This is a genomic window from Ruminococcus sp. 1001713B170207_170306_F1 (assembly GCF_015668065.1).
GTDB lineage: Bacteria > Bacillota > Clostridia > Lachnospirales > Lachnospiraceae > Blautia_A > Blautia_A faecis.
Genome location: NZ_JADPEX010000024.1, coordinates 45,485 through 63,186, shown reverse-complemented (window position 1 = coordinate 63,186; position 17,702 = coordinate 45,485). Strand labels below are relative to the sequence as shown.

16 protein-coding genes are annotated in these 17,702 nt (G+C 43.9%); 5 read left to right on the top strand and 11 right to left on the bottom strand.

The features are described 5' to 3' along the window. Positions 1 to 130 precede the first annotated feature (130 nt). Entirely contained in the window at positions 131 to 1,150 is a 1,020-nt protein-coding gene (locus I4V84_RS14410; protein ID WP_195992671.1) for a beta-eliminating lyase-related protein, read from the bottom strand. A 553-nt stretch (positions 1,151 to 1,703) separates the two neighbouring features. Between I4V84_RS14410 and I4V84_RS14405 the strand changes: the two genes are divergently transcribed. Continuing rightward, a complete protein-coding gene (locus tag I4V84_RS14405) occupies positions 1,704 to 2,840 on the top strand; it encodes a sodium ion-translocating decarboxylase subunit beta (protein ID WP_195699098.1) in 1,137 nt (378 codons plus the stop codon). A gap of 330 nt (positions 2,841 to 3,170) precedes the next feature. Here I4V84_RS14405 and I4V84_RS14400 read toward each other — a convergent pair whose 3' ends face one another. Both I4V84_RS14400 and I4V84_RS14395 read right to left on the bottom strand, forming a co-directional pair. After that, positions 3,171 to 4,340, bottom strand: a complete 1,170-nt coding sequence (locus tag I4V84_RS14400) for an ATP-binding protein (RefSeq protein ID WP_195699097.1) — start codon at positions 4,338 to 4,340, stop codon at positions 3,171 to 3,173. Between the two features lie 393 nt (positions 4,341 to 4,733). Continuing rightward, positions 4,734 to 5,177: a DUF1700 domain-containing protein gene (locus I4V84_RS14395; RefSeq protein ID WP_118581793.1), complete on the bottom strand. Its 444-nt coding sequence runs from the start codon at positions 5,175 to 5,177 to the stop codon at positions 4,734 to 4,736. Between the two features lie 557 nt (positions 5,178 to 5,734). Here I4V84_RS14395 and I4V84_RS14390 point away from each other — a divergent pair. After that, positions 5,735 to 7,420, top strand: a complete 1,686-nt coding sequence (locus I4V84_RS14390) for a formate--tetrahydrofolate ligase (RefSeq protein ID WP_173719170.1) — start codon at positions 5,735 to 5,737, stop codon at positions 7,418 to 7,420. 187 nt (positions 7,421 to 7,607) lie between these two features. On the opposite strand, the gene I4V84_RS14385 is transcribed toward I4V84_RS14390, so the two are convergent. Beyond that, the gene (locus tag I4V84_RS14385) at positions 7,608 to 8,480 is read right to left on the bottom strand and encodes a phosphoribosylaminoimidazolesuccinocarboxamide synthase (protein WP_173717512.1); all 873 of its coding nucleotides are present in this window, start codon (positions 8,478 to 8,480) and stop codon (positions 7,608 to 7,610) included. 326 nt (positions 8,481 to 8,806) lie between these two features. Between I4V84_RS14385 and I4V84_RS14380 the strand changes: the two genes are divergently transcribed. Beyond that, positions 8,807 to 9,607: a Cof-type HAD-IIB family hydrolase gene (locus I4V84_RS14380; protein WP_195992669.1), complete on the top strand. Its 801-nt coding sequence runs from the start codon at positions 8,807 to 8,809 to the stop codon at positions 9,605 to 9,607. A gap of 174 nt (positions 9,608 to 9,781) precedes the next feature. On the opposite strand, the gene xylB is transcribed toward I4V84_RS14380, so the two are convergent. The 5 genes from xylB to I4V84_RS20790 form a co-directional block, all read right to left on the bottom strand. Next, positions 9,782 to 11,248: a xylulokinase gene (gene xylB, locus I4V84_RS14375; RefSeq protein WP_118581799.1), complete on the bottom strand. Its 1,467-nt coding sequence runs from the start codon at positions 11,246 to 11,248 to the stop codon at positions 9,782 to 9,784. Between the two features lie 239 nt (positions 11,249 to 11,487). Next, the gene (locus I4V84_RS14370) at positions 11,488 to 12,969 is read right to left on the bottom strand and encodes a fucose isomerase (protein ID WP_118581802.1); all 1,482 of its coding nucleotides are present in this window, start codon (positions 12,967 to 12,969) and stop codon (positions 11,488 to 11,490) included. Positions 12,970 to 13,135: 166 nt separating this feature from the next. Continuing rightward, on the bottom strand, positions 13,136 to 13,753 hold the full coding sequence (locus I4V84_RS14365) for a DUF4867 family protein (protein WP_226815961.1): 618 nt from the start codon (positions 13,751 to 13,753) through the stop codon (positions 13,136 to 13,138). Between the two features lie 206 nt (positions 13,754 to 13,959). Beyond that, positions 13,960 to 14,823 (bottom strand): AraC family transcriptional regulator, encoded by an 864-nt coding sequence (locus I4V84_RS14360; RefSeq protein ID WP_173717509.1) that lies wholly within the window; start codon positions 14,821 to 14,823, stop codon positions 13,960 to 13,962. Beyond that, positions 14,802 to 14,999 (bottom strand): DUF6783 domain-containing protein, encoded by a 198-nt coding sequence (locus tag I4V84_RS20790; protein WP_334286120.1) that lies wholly within the window; start codon positions 14,997 to 14,999, stop codon positions 14,802 to 14,804. The genes I4V84_RS14360 and I4V84_RS20790 overlap by 22 nt, the downstream gene beginning before the upstream one ends. Here I4V84_RS20790 and I4V84_RS20785 point away from each other — a divergent pair. Both I4V84_RS20785 and I4V84_RS14355 read left to right on the top strand, forming a co-directional pair. Further along, on the top strand, positions 14,919 to 15,092 hold the full coding sequence (locus tag I4V84_RS20785; protein ID WP_334286119.1) for a DUF6783 domain-containing protein: 174 nt from the start codon (positions 14,919 to 14,921) through the stop codon (positions 15,090 to 15,092). The two genes, I4V84_RS20790 and I4V84_RS20785, sit on opposite strands and share 81 nt — an antisense overlap. Positions 15,093 to 15,252: 160 nt before the next feature. Further along, positions 15,253 to 15,531: a type II toxin-antitoxin system HicB family antitoxin gene (locus tag I4V84_RS14355; RefSeq protein ID WP_118581811.1), complete on the top strand. Its 279-nt coding sequence runs from the start codon at positions 15,253 to 15,255 to the stop codon at positions 15,529 to 15,531. A 146-nt stretch (positions 15,532 to 15,677) separates the two neighbouring features. Here the strand turns inward: I4V84_RS14355 and I4V84_RS14350 are convergent, their stop codons facing one another. Further along, positions 15,678 to 16,922 (bottom strand): AGE family epimerase/isomerase, encoded by a 1,245-nt coding sequence (locus I4V84_RS14350; RefSeq protein ID WP_195992668.1) that lies wholly within the window; start codon positions 16,920 to 16,922, stop codon positions 15,678 to 15,680. A gap of 357 nt (positions 16,923 to 17,279) precedes the next feature. Next, entirely contained in the window at positions 17,280 to 17,702 is a 423-nt protein-coding gene (locus I4V84_RS14345) for a flavodoxin (protein ID WP_118581817.1), read from the bottom strand.

Here is a 17,702-nt window from a genome sequence, read left to right as displayed (position 1 = left end):
TTTCAAACTATTTAGAGCCTGTTTTTATTATAATATGCTTCCAGAAGGGCGTCAATATCTCTCCCAAAAGCTTTTTGTAAAATATGCGCAGCTGTTTGTGCCAGGCATTTTTTCGGGGACAATTGCCACCCTACAGAATATCAATCAGTGCAGCAATATCTTCCATCTTCGTCGCCCAGCTTGTTGCAAAGCGGATCACAGTATGATTCTCGTCATATTTTTCCCAGAAGCTGAACTTCACTTTTTCGCCCAATTCCTCCATTTTCTTATTTTCCAGGATAACAAAAATCTGATTGGTTGGGGAATTAATGAAAAATTCATAGCCCTTCTCTTTTAATGCAGCTTTCAGTTTTGCAGCGGTTTCGATAGCATTTTTGCTGATTTCCAGATACAAATTTCCTGTGAAAAGAGTATCAAACTGAATTCCAAGCAGTCTGCCTTTCGCAAGAAGCGCTCCCTGCTGTTTGATCATAGTAAAGAAATGTTTCGGTGCTTTCTTCGGAAAAACGACTGCTTCACCGCACAGGGCACCAACCTTGGTTCCTCCGATATAAAATACGTCTGTATAATTTGCAATATCTTTCAAAGTCACATCTGTCTCTGCCACCAGTCCATAGCCCAGTCTGGCTCCGTCCAGAAATAACGGGATCTCATATTCCCTGCATACACTGGAAATATCTGCCAGTTCCTGCTTTGTGTAAAGAGTTCCGTATTCTGTCGGATGTGAAATATAAACCATGCCTGGAAAAACCATGTGATCATAGCTTCCGTCTGCATAGTAGGTCTGGAGATAATCTTTCAGATCTGCGGCAGAAATTTTACCATTGTCCTGGGGAAGTGGAAGAACTTTATGTCCGGTAAATTCTATTGCTCCGGCTTCGTGCGCATTTACATGACCGGTAACTGCGGAAAGCACTCCTTCATACCGGTTCAACACGGACGCGATCACCACTGCATTTGTCTGGGTACCCCCTACCAGGAAATAGACCTCCCCATCTGGACAGCCACATGCCTCTTTTATTTTTTCCTTCGCTTTGTCACAGAAAGGATCCTGTCCATATCCCGGAACCTTTTCCATATTGGTTTCCATTAATCTTTTTAAGATTGCCTCATGAGCACCTTCACAATAATCATTTTCAAAATACAACATGATGTAACTCCTTTGTTTCATATTTTTCACTTGTACCATACAGGTATATTTTACTTTGATTTCGTTTTTTAATCATATACCTGCCCTGAATTTTTTACAAGAAAAATGTTTCCGGATAACAGTTCCGTAACCAAATGGCCAATAAATTCTTTCTTTTATATAATTCAGGGTTGACATTCCCACCTTTGCCGAATTATAATTACCACAACAAAATACATTTGCAGTCACGCTTCAATAAAAGGGAGTAGCTGGCATATCAAATGCACTGTTTCTGGTTTAGTGCATTTTTGTATATGGATTTTCATGCGTCAGAACGGTAGACAGTTCCATGAATCTGTCGCCCGCAGAAAATTGAAATGGCAAGACTTTTATTACAATAGTCGCATATCTTCAGATATGCAGTATTGTAATAAAAGTCTTTTTTATACCCCAAAAACAGGTTATAAAATGCCTTCCCTACAAGGCTTTCATTTTTATAACAATATTAACATTATGCAAGTATTTTTATCTATTTAAGCGCTTACATTCAAACACCCAAAAGGAGGAAAAAGAAATGGAATTTTTAACAGACGGAATCCTTGCATTAACCTGGCAGCAAATTGTGATGTTTGCCGTCGGAATCACCCTGATCTGGCTGGCTATCAAAAAGGGATTTGAACCAGCCCTGCTTCTGCCAATGGGCTTTGGTGCCATACTTGTGAACCTGCCTTTTTCCGGAGTTTTAAACCAAACTCTGGCTGGCGGGATCCAGGCAAACGGAGTCATTGAATGGCTGTTCCATGCGGGAATTGAAGCCTCAGAAGTCATGCCGATTTTACTTTTCATCGGAATTGGCGCTATGATCGACTTCGGTCCCCTGCTTTCCAATCCCTCTTTGTTCCTGTTTGGCGCAGGTGCACAGCTTGGAATTTTTGCTGCAATTTTACTGTCCACCATCCTTGGATTTGACCTAAAAGACGCTGCTTCTATCGGAATCATCGGTGCTGCCGACGGACCTACTTCCATTCTGGTATCCCAGGTCCTGAATTCCAAATATATCGGCGCCATTGCAGTTGCCGCCTATTCTTACATGGCACTTGTCCCAATTGTACAGCCCTTTGCCATCCGGCTTGTCACTACAAAGAAGGAACGCTGCATTCACATGGAATATAATCCGAAATCCGTTTCCAAAACCATGAAGATTGCTTTTCCCATTATAGTTACTGTAATCGTGGGGCTGGTAGCACCTCAATCCGTTGCGCTGGTTGGATTTCTCATGTTCGGCAACCTGATCCGGGAATGCGGCGTCCTGGGCACCCTGTCCGACACAGCCCAGAATATTCTGGCAAATCTGATCACCCTGCTTCTTGGAATCACCATTTCCTTCAGCATGCGTGCAGAACAGTTTGTAACAAAAGAGACCTTACTGATCCTGGTAATCGGACTTTTTGCTTTTGTCATGGACACCATCGGCGGCGTTCTCCTGGCAAAATTTATGAATCTTTTCCTGAAAAAGAAGATCAATCCTATGATCGGAGGTGCCGGAATTTCTGCATTTCCAATGTCCTCCCGTGTAGTTCAGAAAATGGCCATGGAAGAAGATCCCACAAATGTAATTCTCATGCAGGCCGCCGGTGCCAACGTGTCCGGACAGATTGCTTCTGTAATCGCAGGAGGCATGGTTATCAACCTGGTGACAAAATTTTTATAAAAAATTTTTATAATGAGGAGGGTCTTATCTATGAATACATCAAATATCATTATTGCACTTGAAATCATGGCAAAAGGTATGGCAGGAATCTTTACTGCCATTCTGATCATCATTCTTTGTGTATGGCTTCTCGGAAAAATCGGAAAATAAATACTCCAATATATCTATAGCGCTTCTCTTTTCATCCCCGACAAAAAAACGAGCCAAGGTCACATGCAGCATTGACCTTGGCTCAATATTTTTACTAATACATCGTTTCGTAAATAACTATACCAATCGCGTAGGATGTAGATCCGAGTGTGCAGGTCTAAAATCCACATTTTCTCTCTGTTACTCTACTGCATCAGCAGCATTCTCAGAGGCAGAACCGGGCTCCCCATCATAATTTTCCAGGAAAGAATGTCTCACACCATATTGTTTATATCCCACAACTGTATCAATATTTACATTCTCTACGCTCTTGAAAATGTTGCCCTCTACAAACGGATTCACCTTTTTCAGGTCACGGATCAGTTCCTTGATTTCTACACGTTTGGAGCGATTTTCGTTATTGCAGGTAGTGCAGGTATCTGTAAATTTACATGCACACTGAATAAAATGGAGATCATTGTAGTCACGCCATGCCTTAATATCATCCTCCCGCACCAGATACAATGGACGGATCAGTTCCATTCCCTCAAAGTTGGTGCTGTGAAGCTTGGGCATCATAGTCTGTACCTGGGCACCGTAAAGCATGCCCATAAGAATGGTCTCAATCACATCATCATAGTGGTGACCAAGTGCAATCTTGTTGCAACCCATTTCTTTTGCAAAAGCATAGAGATGCCCGCGGCGCATTCTTGCGCAAAGATAACAAGGAGATTTCTCCACATTAAATACAGACTCAAAAATATCAGACTCAAAAATACGAATAGGAATATTTAACCTTCTGGCGTTTTCCTCGATTACCTGACGGTTGGCCGGACTGTAGCCCGGATCCATAACCAGAAATTTCACCTCGAAATCAAATTTATTATGAAGCTTCAGTTCCTGGAAGCACTTTGCCATCAGCATAGAGTCCTTGCCGCCGGAAATACAGACTGCAATCCTATCTCCCGGCTTCACAAGCTCGTAAGTATTGATTGCCTTGGTAAACCTGGACCAGATTTTTTTCTTAAATTTCTTGCGAAGACTGATCTCCACATTTTTCGCAAAATCTTCGTCCTGGGAACTCTTCATGGCATCCATAAGCCAGGCAATGTACCCTTTCTCAAGGCTTACTGCATCCAGCCCCTCTTCCTCGAGCTTCTTAGCGATTTCTTTACTATTGATTCCGCGGCTGCAGCAAATAACCAGTTTTCTGGTCTTATCCACTTCCGGATTCTCCATGATTTCCTCTGGCTTACAGGCCAAAGCCCCCTTAACAGCGCCATGGGAAATCTCAATCTCGTCGCGGACATCAATGATCTGATAGGACTCCGCTGGTAACTTTTTTAATTCTTCTATTGTTATACTGCTCATTTAAATCCTTCCCTGAATATATTCTATAATGTCCATACTTTATATCACGATCTCAACAAAACTGTAACTCGTTCCTGCTCAGAAGAAACCTTGCTGAATATGATTGTTACTGTTCACTGGTCACGTTCCGCGAGGCGTTTTTTGTGAACAAAGTTCACAGAAAACCCGAGAATTGCGGCGCGAAATCATGCGAATGCATGATTTCTGTGCATCGCGAAGCGCGTTACTGTGAACGGAGTGAACAGTAACATATGATTCTCTAAAGCATGTCCGACATTTTTTTGTTACAAAACGGACATGTCGTCTATCGGCGACATCTCTATATATGAAAATCAGCTGCTGTGCGCCTGCGACACTCCCGCATCTGCCGTTTGTGACGTTCATAGTATCATGTTAATTCCGATTCTTAATCAGTGACACAATAAACAAAATCAACGCCAGTACCGCAAAAAACGGAATCACTGCCACCAGAATATGAAACAGCAAAAAGACGACTATCAGCAGGATCACCACGCCCAGAAGTTTGCTGTACCAGGTATCAAACCGCCATACATGTACATGATTCCGGCTGGAGCTCTGGGTATTCTGTGCGTCATCCGAATAGGTGCTGTACTCCTCATAATCCAGCTGCCCGTTATCCACATCTGTATCCAGCAAAGTCCTGGCGATCAGCCTTGGATCTCCAAGTTCATCAAGAACCTGCTGCTCATCGCGTCCACTACGTACCTGTGACTGAATATAATCTTCATAGTAACGCACATGCGCCGCCACCTTACCCTCATGCATCTGTCCGGACAGCTGACTTCTCAATGTATCCAGAAATTCTGTTCTATTCATTCAATTATTCAACCTTTCTTATATAAAACCACGAATCATTATCCTGTTTCAAACAGGCTCTGTGCATTTTCTATTCTAACAATACTTGCCCTCATACGCAACTATCCAAGTCATAAAATTTTTATGAAGTCTGAATCGGAGATTATATTTTTCCATTCAGACAAATTTTCTCCACATTCAAAGCATTTGTTATTTTTCACAAATATACATCGTCTTTTTTGACAATAATGCCGTCTGTTAATTTATTGACAAAATGTTTTTTTAATGATACAATGAACACATCAATTGAAAAGCTTCTGAATACTGACGGATCGTGGAGTTAACCACAGGGACTTCAGGAGCAGATCATGAGGATTACTGTTTACAGCTGCTGCACCATATTTTGCAGACAGCATAGACCGTAATTTCCAGCCGACCGTCTGGGCAGTATTTGAATCATCAGATACTGCCCTTTTTTTACCGGGAGGTACCTCTGACATGAGGGAAATACCGTTGTCTTTTTAAGAAGCGGTCATATAAAAACCATTTAATCTTACACAACGAAAGGAGCTTTTATTATGGGGTTTAAAAGTGACATCGAAATCGCACAGGAATGTGAAATGAAACCAATCACTGAGATTGCAGCTAAAGCAGGTATTGCGGACAAATATCTTGAGCAGTATGGTAAATACAAAGCAAAAATCGACTACAATCTTCTGAAAGAAACAGATAAGAATGATGGCAAACTGATTCTGGTTACCGCTATCAACCCGACTCCTGCCGGAGAAGGAAAAACCACTACTACAGTTGGTCTGGCAGACGCTATGCAGAAGCTTGGCAAGAACGTTATGGTAGCTCTTCGTGAGCCATCCCTTGGACCGGTATTCGGTGTAAAAGGCGGTGCAGCAGGCGGCGGATATGCCCAGGTAGTTCCAATGGAAGATATCAACCTTCACTTCACAGGTGACTTCCACGCAATCGGCGCAGCAAACAACCTTCTTGCAGCAATGATCGATAACCATATTTTCCAGGGCAATGCTCTTAACATCGACCCACGTAAGATCACATGGAGAAGATGTGTAGATATGAACGACCGTCAGCTTCGTAATGTAGTAGACGGACTTGGCGGAAGAACAAACGGTATGCCTCGTGAAGACGGCTATGACATCACGGTAGCTTCCGAGATCATGGCTGTTCTCTGTCTTGCAAGTGATATCAAAGACCTGAAAGAAAGACTTTCCAGAATCATCATCGGTTATACATATGGCAAACCGTCAGAGCAGAAACCGGTAACAGCTGGTGATCTTCATGCAGAGGGTGCTATGACAGCACTTCTGAAAGATGCTCTGAAACCAAACCTTGTTCAGACACTGGAGCATGTACCTGCAATCGTTCACGGCGGACCATTCGCAAACATCGCTCACGGATGTAACTCCGTAACCGCTACCAAGATGTCTCTGAAGCTTGCTGATTACACCATCACAGAGGCTGGATTCGGTGCTGACCTTGGTGCCGAGAAATTCCTTGATATCAAATGCCGTATGGCTGGTCTGAAACCAAATGCAGTTGTTATCGTTGCTACTGTCCGTGCACTGAAATACAATGGCGGCGTTCCGAAGGCTGATCTTAACAATGAGAACCTTGAGGCTCTTGAGAAAGGTCTTCCAAACCTTCTGAAACACGTAAGCAACATCAAAAATGTTTACAAGCTTCCATGTGTTGTTGCAATCAATGCATTCCCGACAGATACCAAGGCAGAGCTTGACCTGGTAGAAGCAAAATGTAAAGAGCTTGGCGTTAATGTTGCACTTTCTGAAGTATGGGCAAAAGGCGGCGAAGGCGGTATTAAATTAGCTGAGGAAGTAATCCGTCTTGTTGAAGAGCCAAACGACTTCACATATTCCTATGAGCTTGAAGGCTCTATCGAAGATAAGCTGAATCAGATCGTTCAGAAGATCTATGGCGGTAAGAGAGTTGTTCTTACAGCTAATGCTCAGAAGCAGGCAAAACAGCTGGAAGAGCTTGGATTCGGAAACTGCCCGATCTGTGTGGCAAAAACACAGTACAGCTTAACAGATGACCAGACCAAGCTTGGTGCTCCGACAGGCTTTGAAGTAACTGTTCGTAACCTGAAGATTTCTGCAGGTGCAGGCTTCATCGTAGCCCTCACAGGAGAGATCATGACCATGCCAGGTCTTCCAAAGGTTCCGGCTGCTGAGAAAATCGATGTAGACGAAACAGGTAAGATCACAGGACTGTTCTGATTTTTACATGTCAGCCAGGTTTCCGTGTAAACATGGATTTGGCACGTTGCTCACAAAAATCAACGCCCGGGAGACCCAAACTCCCGGGCGCTTTTTACATACAAGCAAAGTGTATCCTTTGAAAATAAAATAAAGGATTTTATCAGCCTGCCAGGGACAGACGCCCTGGCAGTATTATGTATATTACTTATTTCAGCTTCTCCCCTGTAAGCATCTCATATGCCTGGAGATATTTGTCGATTGTCTTGTCCACGATTTCCTGTGGAAGAGTCCAGTCGTTGTCCGGGTTTGCTTTCAGCCAGTCACGGGCAAACTGCTTGTCAAAGGATGGCTGGCCATGACCTGGCTCATATCCATCTGCCGGCCAGAATCTGGAGCTGTCCGGTGTAAGCATCTCATCACCAATAACAATATTACCATTTTCATCAAGTCCAAACTCAAATTTGGTATCTGCAATAATAATACCTTTGCTTAAAGCATACTCAGCACATTTTTTATATAATGCGATGGTGTAATCACGAATCTTCTCTGCATACTCCTGACCATGTCCCGGATAGTATTTCTCAAGATGGGTAACGCTCTGCTCAAAAGAAATATTCTCATCGTGGTCGCCGATCTCAGCCTTGGTAGAAGGTGTGTAAATAGGCTCAGGCAGCTTGTCAGACTCTTTCAGACCTTCCGGAAGAGTAATTCCGCAAACTGTACCATTCTTCTGGTAGCTTGCCCAGCCGCTTCCAGTGATATATCCACGAACGATGCACTCAACCGGGATCATATCCAGCTTGCGGCACATCATGCTGTTTCCGTCAAACTTATCCTGCTGGAAAAACTCCGGCATATCTTTTACATCAACAGAAATCATGTGGTTCGGCAGGATATCCTGGGTCATATCAAACCAGAACTTGGACATCTGTGTAAGAACAGTGCCTTTCTTCGTCACTTCGTTGTTCAGGATCACATCAAAACAGCTGATACGGTCTGTCGCAACCATGATCAGGCTGTCTCCGTTGTCGTAAATCTCGCGTACTTTGCCTTCTTTAACTGGCTTCATTTCCTGCATAGCTTTACACCTCATCACTTTTCTATTTTTCATTTTTGTAAAAGTCCCAAAGGCATGACTGTTTCACAATCTCAGCCTGCCTGTCTCCGCTTTTACAGCACCCAATTATTTTACCATTTTGCAAACAAAAAAACAATTCTCTTAAATGCCGAAATCAAGGCATCTTTTCCCGAAATCCATGTGAATCTTCACATGTAACCATTCAAAGTGATTGATTCCTGCACTATCTTCGTTTTATAATAAGAAAATATAACCAGCAGGATACTCTGCCTGCGAGGGACATTTCAGCTCACAAAACTAATTTACCATATATTCCAGGAGGCACTATGATCTATAAATTTGCAGCCGCCGACATGGACGGTACTTTATTAAATGACAAAAACGAAATTACACCATACACCATCGAAATAATCCGGCAGGCAGCCGCGCAGGGACTGATTTTCTCCATTTGCACCGGGCGCCCCATTCAGGGAGTGGAGCGCTATCAGAAACAGCTGGGCATTCAGGGACCTGTGATCACTTATAATGGGGCTATGATCCTGGATTCTGCTGACGGACGCGTTCTGTATAGACAGGAGCTGAAAGCTGACGATGCGCGTCTGATTCTGGAAGCAGGACTGAACTATGATACTACCATGTGCATCTGGTCGGACAATAAATTATATGGGAACAAGCTGAATGACCGGATTCAGGAATACAGCCAGGCTACCAAGGTAACGCCCCTTCTCATGCCATCTATCGACGAGCTTTTGGCGCAGGGGATTACGAAAATTCTCTGGTATGACGATGTTTCCCAAATTCAGCAAATAGAAAAAGAGCTACGGAAAACAGCTCATTTTCATAACGTAACTTTTTGCACCTCCAAGCCCTTCTATCTGGAGTTCTTCAGCAGTAAGGTGTCAAAGGCTGCAGCTATTGATTGCATTGGTAAGCTCTACGATTTCACCCCCGCTGAAACTATCGCTATCGGCGACGGTTTCAATGACCTCTCCATGATCCGCTATGCTGCCCTTGGCGTTGCCATGGCAAATGCACCAGATGGCGTGAAAGAGTCTGCGGATTATATCACTGCACGCACTAACAATGAGGATGGTGTTGCAGAAGTTCTGGAGAAATTTGTTTTATAGAATCATGACTATACAAAAATGGTGATTGTGTTAATTATTTCATATTCAACACAATCACCATTCTATTAATCCGTTTTAAACCAAATTATGTCCGCCTTGCTATATCTCTTACAGATTCTTAAACATTACAACTGTAGACTTCGCTCTTACAGCCGAATATGCTTGCTACATCTCTTACAGATTCTTAAACAGCGGCTTCATAGCCGGATACAGTTCTTTGAACTTCTGGTATCTCTCCTCATATTTCGCAGCCAGTTCTGGAGTAGGCTCTACAGTATCCACTACTTTTGCAAGCTTCTTGCCAGCAGTCTCAACGTCCGGATAAACACCGCATCCTACTGCTGCCAGCATAGCACCGCCAAGGGATGGTCCCTCTTCCACTTCCAGAACGTCAACCTTAATATTCATAACATTTGCAATAATCTGCTTCCACAGCGGGCTCTTTGCACCACCGCCGCAGATCTTGGTGCGCTCAATTTTAATTCCAAGACTCTTTGCAACCTCCAGAGAATCACGAAGTGCGAAAGCAACTCCCTCCAATACAGCCTGAGTCATATCTGCTCTTGAGGTGTCCATGGACATGCCGAAGAATACGCCTCTTGCATCTGGATCGTTGTGTGGGGAACGCTCGCCCATCAGGTATGGCAGGAAGAATACGTGATTCTCACCAAGCTTCTGGATAGGCGCCTGCTCTGCTGCGAAGTCCTTCGTTCCAAGAATCTCCTCGGCCCACCATTTATTACAGGAAGCAGCGCTGAGCATACATCCCATCAGATGATAGCTTCCATCTGCATGGCAGAAAGAATGAAGGGCATTGTGCTCATCTACACCAAAATTCTTGCTGGAAATAAATACAGTTCCAGAAGTACCAAGGGAAATATTGCACTGTCCATCACCAACTGTTCCAGTACCAACAGCTGCTGCCGCATTGTCTCCAGCACCAGCGATAACCTTTACATTCTCAGAGAAGCCAAGCTCTTTAGCAACCTCTGGCTTCAGTGTTCCAACAACCTCCCAGCTCTCATAAACCTTCGGAAGCTGCTCCTCTTTCACACCGCAGATTTCCATCATTTCTTTAGACCAGCAGCGATTCTTTACATCCAGAAGAAGCATACCTGAAGCGTCAGATACATCTGTGCAGAAGGAGCCGCTTAAACGATAAGCCAGGTAATCCTTTGGAAGCATGATCTTCACAACTTTTGCAAATTTCTCTGGCTCATTTTTCTTCATCCACAGGATCTTCGGAGCAGTAAAGCCTGCAAATGCGATATTTGCAGTATACTGGGAAAGCTTGTCCTTTCCGATCACATTATTCAGATAATCTGTCTCTTCAGAAGTACGTCCGTCATTCCACAAAATTGCAGGACGAATTACCTGATCCTGATCATCTAAAGTTACCAGTCCATGCATCTGTCCGCCGAAGCTGATTCCGGCAACCTGGGAGCGGTCAATGCCCTCTGTCAGTTCTTTCATACCAGCCATACTCTGGGTATACCAGTCTTCCGGATTTTGCTCAGACCAGCCCGGATGCGGGAAAAATAATGGATATTCTTTTGATACGATATTACAGATTTTTCCGGATTCTTCCATAAGAAGAAGTTTTACTGCGGAAGTACCAAGATCAACACCGATAAAATACATTTTTATCCTCCTTAAGTTCATGCCTTAGGCGTTCCTTCTAGGCTTTCCGGCCAGAACCCTCTTAGAATGCTCTGCCCGCCTATTCTAAAAACAGCCGTACCGCATAAAGTGGTACGGCCGTTTCTATATACGCCTATAATTCTATTCAAATCGTCCCTTCCTGCTTTTTAAGCAAGAAGCAATCATTCTACATTGCTCTCAACTTTGTACACAGCAATTACTTACTGTTTATTTAAGCATTAGCCCCATGGATTCTCTGTAGGATATCTTACACCAGCTGGCTGGTTGTAACCGATCTTCTTAACATCAAGTCCAAGGAATTTCACTACTTCGTAGAATGCCTTTCCATAATGTCCGAACATAACTGCACCGTGATGCGGGTAGTTGCCCTCGATCAGTACGTGACGGTAGAATCTTCCCATCTCTTTGATTGCGAAGATACCAATACCACCAAAGGATCTTGTAGGTACGTCAAGAACTTCACCTTCTGCAACATAAGAAACAAGCTCTCCCTCAGAGTTGCACTGCAGACGATAGAATGTAATATCAGAAGCAGCGATATCTCCCTCCAGAGTTCCTCTTGTGAAATCTGGCTCAGATCCTTCCGGCTCAAGAAGTCTGTGCTGGATCAGCTGATATTTAACAGCTCTGGAATCGCACATCTTGCAGGCCGGAGTATTTCCGCAATGGAAGCCCATGAATGTATCGGTAAGCTTATAATCATATTTGCCCTTGATATCCTCATCATAGATGTACTGAGGAACGGAGTTGTTGATGTCAAGCAGTGTAACAGCGTCATTGGAAATGCAAAGTCCGATGTACTCGCTAAGAGCTCCGTAGATATCAACCTCGCAGGATACCGGGATTCCTCTTGCAGCAAGACGGCTGTTTACATAGCATGGCTCAAATCCAAACTGTGACGGGAATGCAGGCCAGCATTTATCAGCAAATGCAACGTATTTTCTGGCGCCCTTGTGAGCCTCAGCCCAATCAAGAAGAGTAAGCTCGAACTGTGCCATTCTCTCACTAAGGTCAGCATAGTATCTGCCCTCGCCCATTTCCTTTGCCATATCTGCGCAAACCTCTGGGATACGAGGATCGTTCTCATGCTCTTTGTAAGCAACCAGAAGGTCAAGCTCAGAGTTCTCTTCAATCTCAACGCCCAGCTCATAGAGTCCTTTGATCGGTGCGTTACATGCGAAGAAGTCCTGTGGACGTGGTCCAAAGGTAATGATCTTCAGGTTACGAACACCGATAACGGCACGTGCAACTGGTACGAAGTCAGCGATCATGGTAGCAATGTCAGTTGCAGTTCCAACCGGATATTCCGGAATATAAGCTTCAAGATGACGCATCTTTAAGTTGTAGGAGCAGTTCAGCATACCGCAGTAAGCATCGCCACGACCATTGATCATATCGCCATCGCCCTCAGCAGCAGCTACATACATGCAAGGTCCGTCAAATCTCTCAGCGATCAGGGTCTCTGGAGTCTCTGGTCCGAAGTTTCCAAGGAAAACAACAAGTGCATTACACTCAGCTTTGTTTACATCCTCGAGAGCCTTCTCCATGTCTTTCTCATTCTCAACAGTTACTGGACATTCATAAAGCTCACCCTTGTAAGCGTCCATGATAGCTGCGCGTCTCTTCTCAGAAAGCTGAATCGGGAAACAGTCACGGCTTACTGCGATTAATCCAAGTTTTACTACTGGTATATTGTTCATAATATGTAATCCTCCATATTTTAATTTTTTAAGAAACTTTCAATTGTGGTAGCTATGTAAGCTCCTCAGGTCTCAATATTCATTTTTCAAACAGACTTTAGTAGTTACCCACCAACAACGTGTCGGTTTATCTTCTGAAAAAAATGAGCAACTATGAATTATTTTATCAGTCAATTGTGATATTCTCACCCTTCAGACCATTAAATGCGCCAGCGATCTTCGCATCCTCATGTGCGATCAGCCATTTGTTCTTGGCTGTCATCAAGCTGTCCTCTCCCGTCTTCTCAGTCTGGAAAGTAAGGTCTGTGTTAGTTCCTTTCGGAAGTACAACAACACACTGGAAACCGCCCTCATTCACATGACATGGTGCGTAGTGAAGTGTGGTAGCGTATACCTCGATTCCGGTTCCTGCCGGTACAAGGAATGCCTCGATCTTAGATGTATCATAGGTATGATCCGGCTCAATGTCCTGCTGATGTCCGATAAGAAGGACAAGATCTGTAACCGCTACATTGATCTCGGAATTACGATGATACTCCACTGCATTCAGCTTCTTGTTATGGCCGTTGCAGTATCCGATCTGGACCGGCAGCCCGCCGTATCCCTTGTTCTGCAGGTCCTTCATAATATCCAGTGCCTCCAGCTCCTCAACAGATGGAACATAGATTACGTCCTCTGGAACTGGAGTGTGTTTCATCTCCTTGATAAGACCTGTAAAGTCGTATCCCTCCAGCACCTGTCCATATTTACGGAATGCCGGATCTGTTACTTTCTGAATCTTCACGATTAACCTCCTTTTGCGCATATCAGAATGCGGACATGGCTGCTATCTGCCACTCTCACAGCAGTCCAACATGCTCATACTCAAGATTCCCGAACCAGCTACTGATCTCAGTCTGCCCTGGTTCTTTCTGCATGAAAAAAGCATACCATATTCTGGTATGCTTTACGACGGTTTTCTTGTCTTATCTATAGCACTTTTTTGACATTTTATTCTTTTGGAGTTGTATTAAATTTTTGTCTTACTTCGCTTGGAAGTCTGTTATATTTCTTCTGAAACTCTCTGGAAAAGGCTCTGCTGCTGGCAAAGCCGTTGTCCAGGGCAATCTGGCTCACTGTTTTCTCTGTATTCATCAGTTCCCGACATGCATAAGACATGCGAATTTCCTGTAAATAAGTCTTAAAATTGATTTTTGCATACTTTTTGAACATTCGCGACAAATAAGCGTCTGAATAGCCAAATAAATTTGCCATCTCAGAAAGTTTCAGTTCTTCTGTATAATGCTCACGCATATAAGTGGTAATTTTTGACAAAGCATCCAGTCGTCGGCTGTCCTGAATTTCCTCCTGTGCAGCCTCGGTCTCACGATAATCCCTTACCATCAGGTACAAAATATTGTAGTACAGTGCCATAGTCCGGTACTCCCATCCTTCTTCACGGGCACGGTACACCTTATAAAGCTCCTCAATAAAAAATGCCAGCTTCCGGTTATCCGGAGCCTTGGACTTCTGATCCTTTGCTACACGGGCTGCACTTGTAAATCGGATAAACCGCTGGGCAGTAAAATATTTTTCGAACTGCTTTAGTGGAATCTGCAAAACCACAGTCTCATTTTTCCTGGGGGCGTGAATGGAGTGGATCTCATTGGAATTGATGATGATCAGCCCGCCAGCCTCCAGGGGGTACTCTTCTTCATTAAGAAAAAAAGTCAGTCTGCCTTTTAGCACTGCAAAAATCTCAATTGAGGTATGCCAGTGTTTTTCTCTTTCGTAATTGCCGTGTCCGCCTTCAAATAAAAAGATTTTGAAAGGAAGACCTTCGTTTGGTATGATCAATTCATGCTGAAATTCCAAGATTTCACCTCCGGCAGGTATATTTCTATAAAGCCGCGCCATTTTCTTTCAGTTCCGAACCAGCTAGAACGTGTTTGAAAAAGGCTTTCTGCAAGATGTTCGTCACAATTTGTGGGAGATTTCGCTCGGATGAGGGCGCCGTAGCGGGCTACGGCAACCGAATTCGGGTGAAATATACCGCAAAGTGGGGCGTGCAGATTGCGGGAATGATTTTTCAAACACGCTCTAAAGTCTCTTGCTGTAAGAATATCATTTTCCCCTATATTTGACAATCCTGTTTCTTAGATTCTTTTTGGCTCCGCTGCCACGTCTTTTCTCGTTTCGTATTTTCTTAAATACAAGTTTTTTCTTATCTTGTATTTACCAGCTCAAACGCTTATAATTGAAATTAATTTTCAATATGTTATTTTTATTTTCGGGAGGTTTATCATGAAATTTATATATCCTGCTGTTTTTAAGAAAACCGAAGATGGTCGTTATAAGGGAACTTTCCCAGACCTGGAAGGCTGCTTCGGAGAAGGAGACACTTTAGACGAAGCTATCGAAAGCGCTAACGCTGCTGCATTCGACTGGATTTCTGTAGAGCTCTCCGAAGAAGTTCCAGAGCTGCCTCCGATCACAGATCCAGATGATATGGAATTAGAAGATGAGGATGTGGTCAGAAATATCCAGGTGAACATCCGGTTGTATGATGGGTGGGATGAATGAAGTTTACCGTGAGTGTTTGAAATGTCCGCTTACGTTCCAGACTTCACTGACTTACCTAATAGGTCCAAAATGGGGAGGCAAAGCCTCCCCATTAATTTTACCACTGTACCTGGTCAGAACCTTCTCAGTTACAAAATATTTTTGTTTTATCTTGCCTGCTTCTTCACTGCCACTGCAATGGACAGACCGGGAGCATAATATGGAATCAATGTAGCCTGCAGTGCATGATAAATATCAGACTTTCCAGGCCATACGGTCTCCAGAAGATTGTTCTCTCTGTCCAGCTGGTGGAACCAGGAACCGTTTACGTGATCCAGAACTTTCTCATCCAGATATTTCATAAACACTGCATAATCTGCTGCGTATTTCTCATTATCTGTTACATGGAACAGAACGGAAGAGGTGTTGATTGCTTCTGCAAGAGTCCAGTGCATTCTGTCATGGACTACAGGTTTGCCGTTCCAGTCTGTTGTGTAACAGATTCCCGGTGCACCGTCTGCATTCCATGCGTCAGCAACTGCGCGGTTATACAGATTCTCTGCAGCTTCAATATAAGGTGCTGCGCCAGCCTTGTCCTCTTTATATGTAGAAAGCGCCCACTGTGTGATCAGTCTTGCCCACTCAATTCCGTGTCCCGGAGTTGCGCCGTATGGCTTAAACTGGTCGTCCGGGCGGTCTTTGTTGCATTCCAGATCCGGTACCCAGTCACTGGAAAAATGCTCCGGTATACGCCAGTTATTGTCCTTTGCCCATACCAGAACATGGTCGATGATCCTGCCTGCACGTACACGATATTTCTCATCCCCGGTCACATCAGCTGCGGCAAGAAACGCCTCAACGGTATGCATATTTGCATTCAAGCCTCGATAGGAATCCAGCTCTGTAAATTCTGTGTTCCAGGTATCACAGGAAAGTCCTTCTTCCTCGTTCCAGAATCTCAGATCATAAAGTGCCAAGGCATCTTTCAAAAGCTCTGCTGCCCCTTCTCTGCAGGCCAACACGCCGGAAGAAGCTGCCAGAATTACAAATGCATGGGCATAGCACTGCTTGGTTGGAACAATTTCATTGTCCTTTGTAAGACCTGCATACCAACCACCATTTTGATCATCGTGAAGCTCGCCTCTAAGCCCCTTCAACGCTGCATCAGCCAATGCCTCGCTGCCTTCATGTCCAAGCATGGAACCAATGCTGTACACATGTGTCATACGGCTTGTGATCCAGGTTTCACGGTTACGGTCTTTCCAGGGAGTGCCGTCATCTCCAAGATAATAGGAGCTTCCTCCTGGTGACGGAAACTGATGTCCGAAGCTTAATAAGCCATCTCTAACATCCTGCAGAAATTTCTGGTTTTCAGCTGTTCCAAGCTGATATTTATTCTCTGTAACTGCCATTTCTGTTTTCTCCTTTTATACTGTAATATCCTGTGAAAGTCCCGCTCTACAGCTGACTCTCATATATAGTGATGTCACAAATAAGCAACAAATCCGTTTTGTAATGATCTCCCACTTTGCAATCTTCATTTTACCTTATCTGGAAGGCCTTGAACAGAGGGGGGAACTTTGGCTTTTATGGGGATTTTTACTGTTTCACTTTTCTGACACAATTATACTCCCAGACGGGATTTCGGTCAATTTATTTAAGTTTCATCAAAACAGCCGCCATTAGTACGTTATTTGCACTAATAGCGGCTGTAAATGTTATTATTGTTATAATAATCTATATTCTGTTTTTTTCAAAAACAGTTCCAATCAGCAGATAGCTTTTCCAAGCTCAATGCAGGCTGCCTGAGCCTCATCATCTGGCTCTTCGTTGCAGATTACACTGTCAACAGCAAGTGCAACGCCATCGTTCTGGCATTTTTCTTCCCAGCTGCGCATCCAGTCGCCGTCTCCCCATCCGTAGGAACCGAAGAGCGCTACTTTTTTGCCTGCAAGCTTTGGCTCACATGCTTCGAATACCGGCTGGAATACGGAATCCTCAAGCTCCTCATCTCCCATTGCAGGGCATCCGAAAGCTACACCGTCAAAACTGCTGATATCTGTTCCATCAAAATCATCTGCACTGATCACTTCTACCTCAGCTCCTGCAGCTTTTGCACCTTCCGCTACTTTATTTGCCATTTCCTCTGTATTACCAGTTCCGCTCCAATATACAACTGCTACTTTACTCAT

Coding starts and splice junctions, on each gene's coding strand:
- I4V84_RS14400 (WP_195699097.1), bottom strand. CDS start 4,340: ATGAGCAGTATAACAATAGAAGAATTAAAAAAGTTACCAGCGGAGTCC.
- I4V84_RS14390 (WP_173719170.1), top strand. CDS start 5,735: ATGGGGTTTAAAAGTGACATCGAAATCGCACAGGAATGTGAAATGAAA.
- I4V84_RS20785 (WP_334286119.1), top strand. CDS start 14,919: ATGTTCGTCACAATTTGTGGGAGATTTCGCTCGGATGAGGGCGCCGTA.
- I4V84_RS14350 (WP_195992668.1), bottom strand. CDS start 16,922: ATGGCAGTTACAGAGAATAAATATCAGCTTGGAACAGCTGAAAACCAG.
- I4V84_RS14380 (WP_195992669.1), top strand. CDS start 8,807: ATGATCTATAAATTTGCAGCCGCCGACATGGACGGTACTTTATTAAAT.
- I4V84_RS14395 (WP_118581793.1), bottom strand. CDS start 5,177: ATGAATAGAACAGAATTTCTGGATACATTGAGAAGTCAGCTGTCCGGA.
- xylB (WP_118581799.1), bottom strand. CDS start 11,248: ATGTATTTTATCGGTGTTGATCTTGGTACTTCCGCAGTAAAACTTCTT.
- I4V84_RS14385 (WP_173717512.1), bottom strand. CDS start 8,480: ATGCAGGAAATGAAGCCAGTTAAAGAAGGCAAAGTACGCGAGATTTAC.
- I4V84_RS14410 (WP_195992671.1), bottom strand. CDS start 1,150: ATGTTGTATTTTGAAAATGATTATTGTGAAGGTGCTCATGAGGCAATC.
- I4V84_RS14345 (WP_118581817.1), bottom strand. CDS start 17,702: ATGAGTAAAGTAGCAGTTGTATATTGGAGCGGAACTGGTAATACAGAG.
- I4V84_RS14355 (WP_118581811.1), top strand. CDS start 15,253: ATGAAATTTATATATCCTGCTGTTTTTAAGAAAACCGAAGATGGTCGT.
- I4V84_RS14405 (WP_195699098.1), top strand. CDS start 1,704: ATGGAATTTTTAACAGACGGAATCCTTGCATTAACCTGGCAGCAAATT.
- I4V84_RS14370 (WP_118581802.1), bottom strand. CDS start 12,969: ATGAACAATATACCAGTAGTAAAACTTGGATTAATCGCAGTAAGCCGT.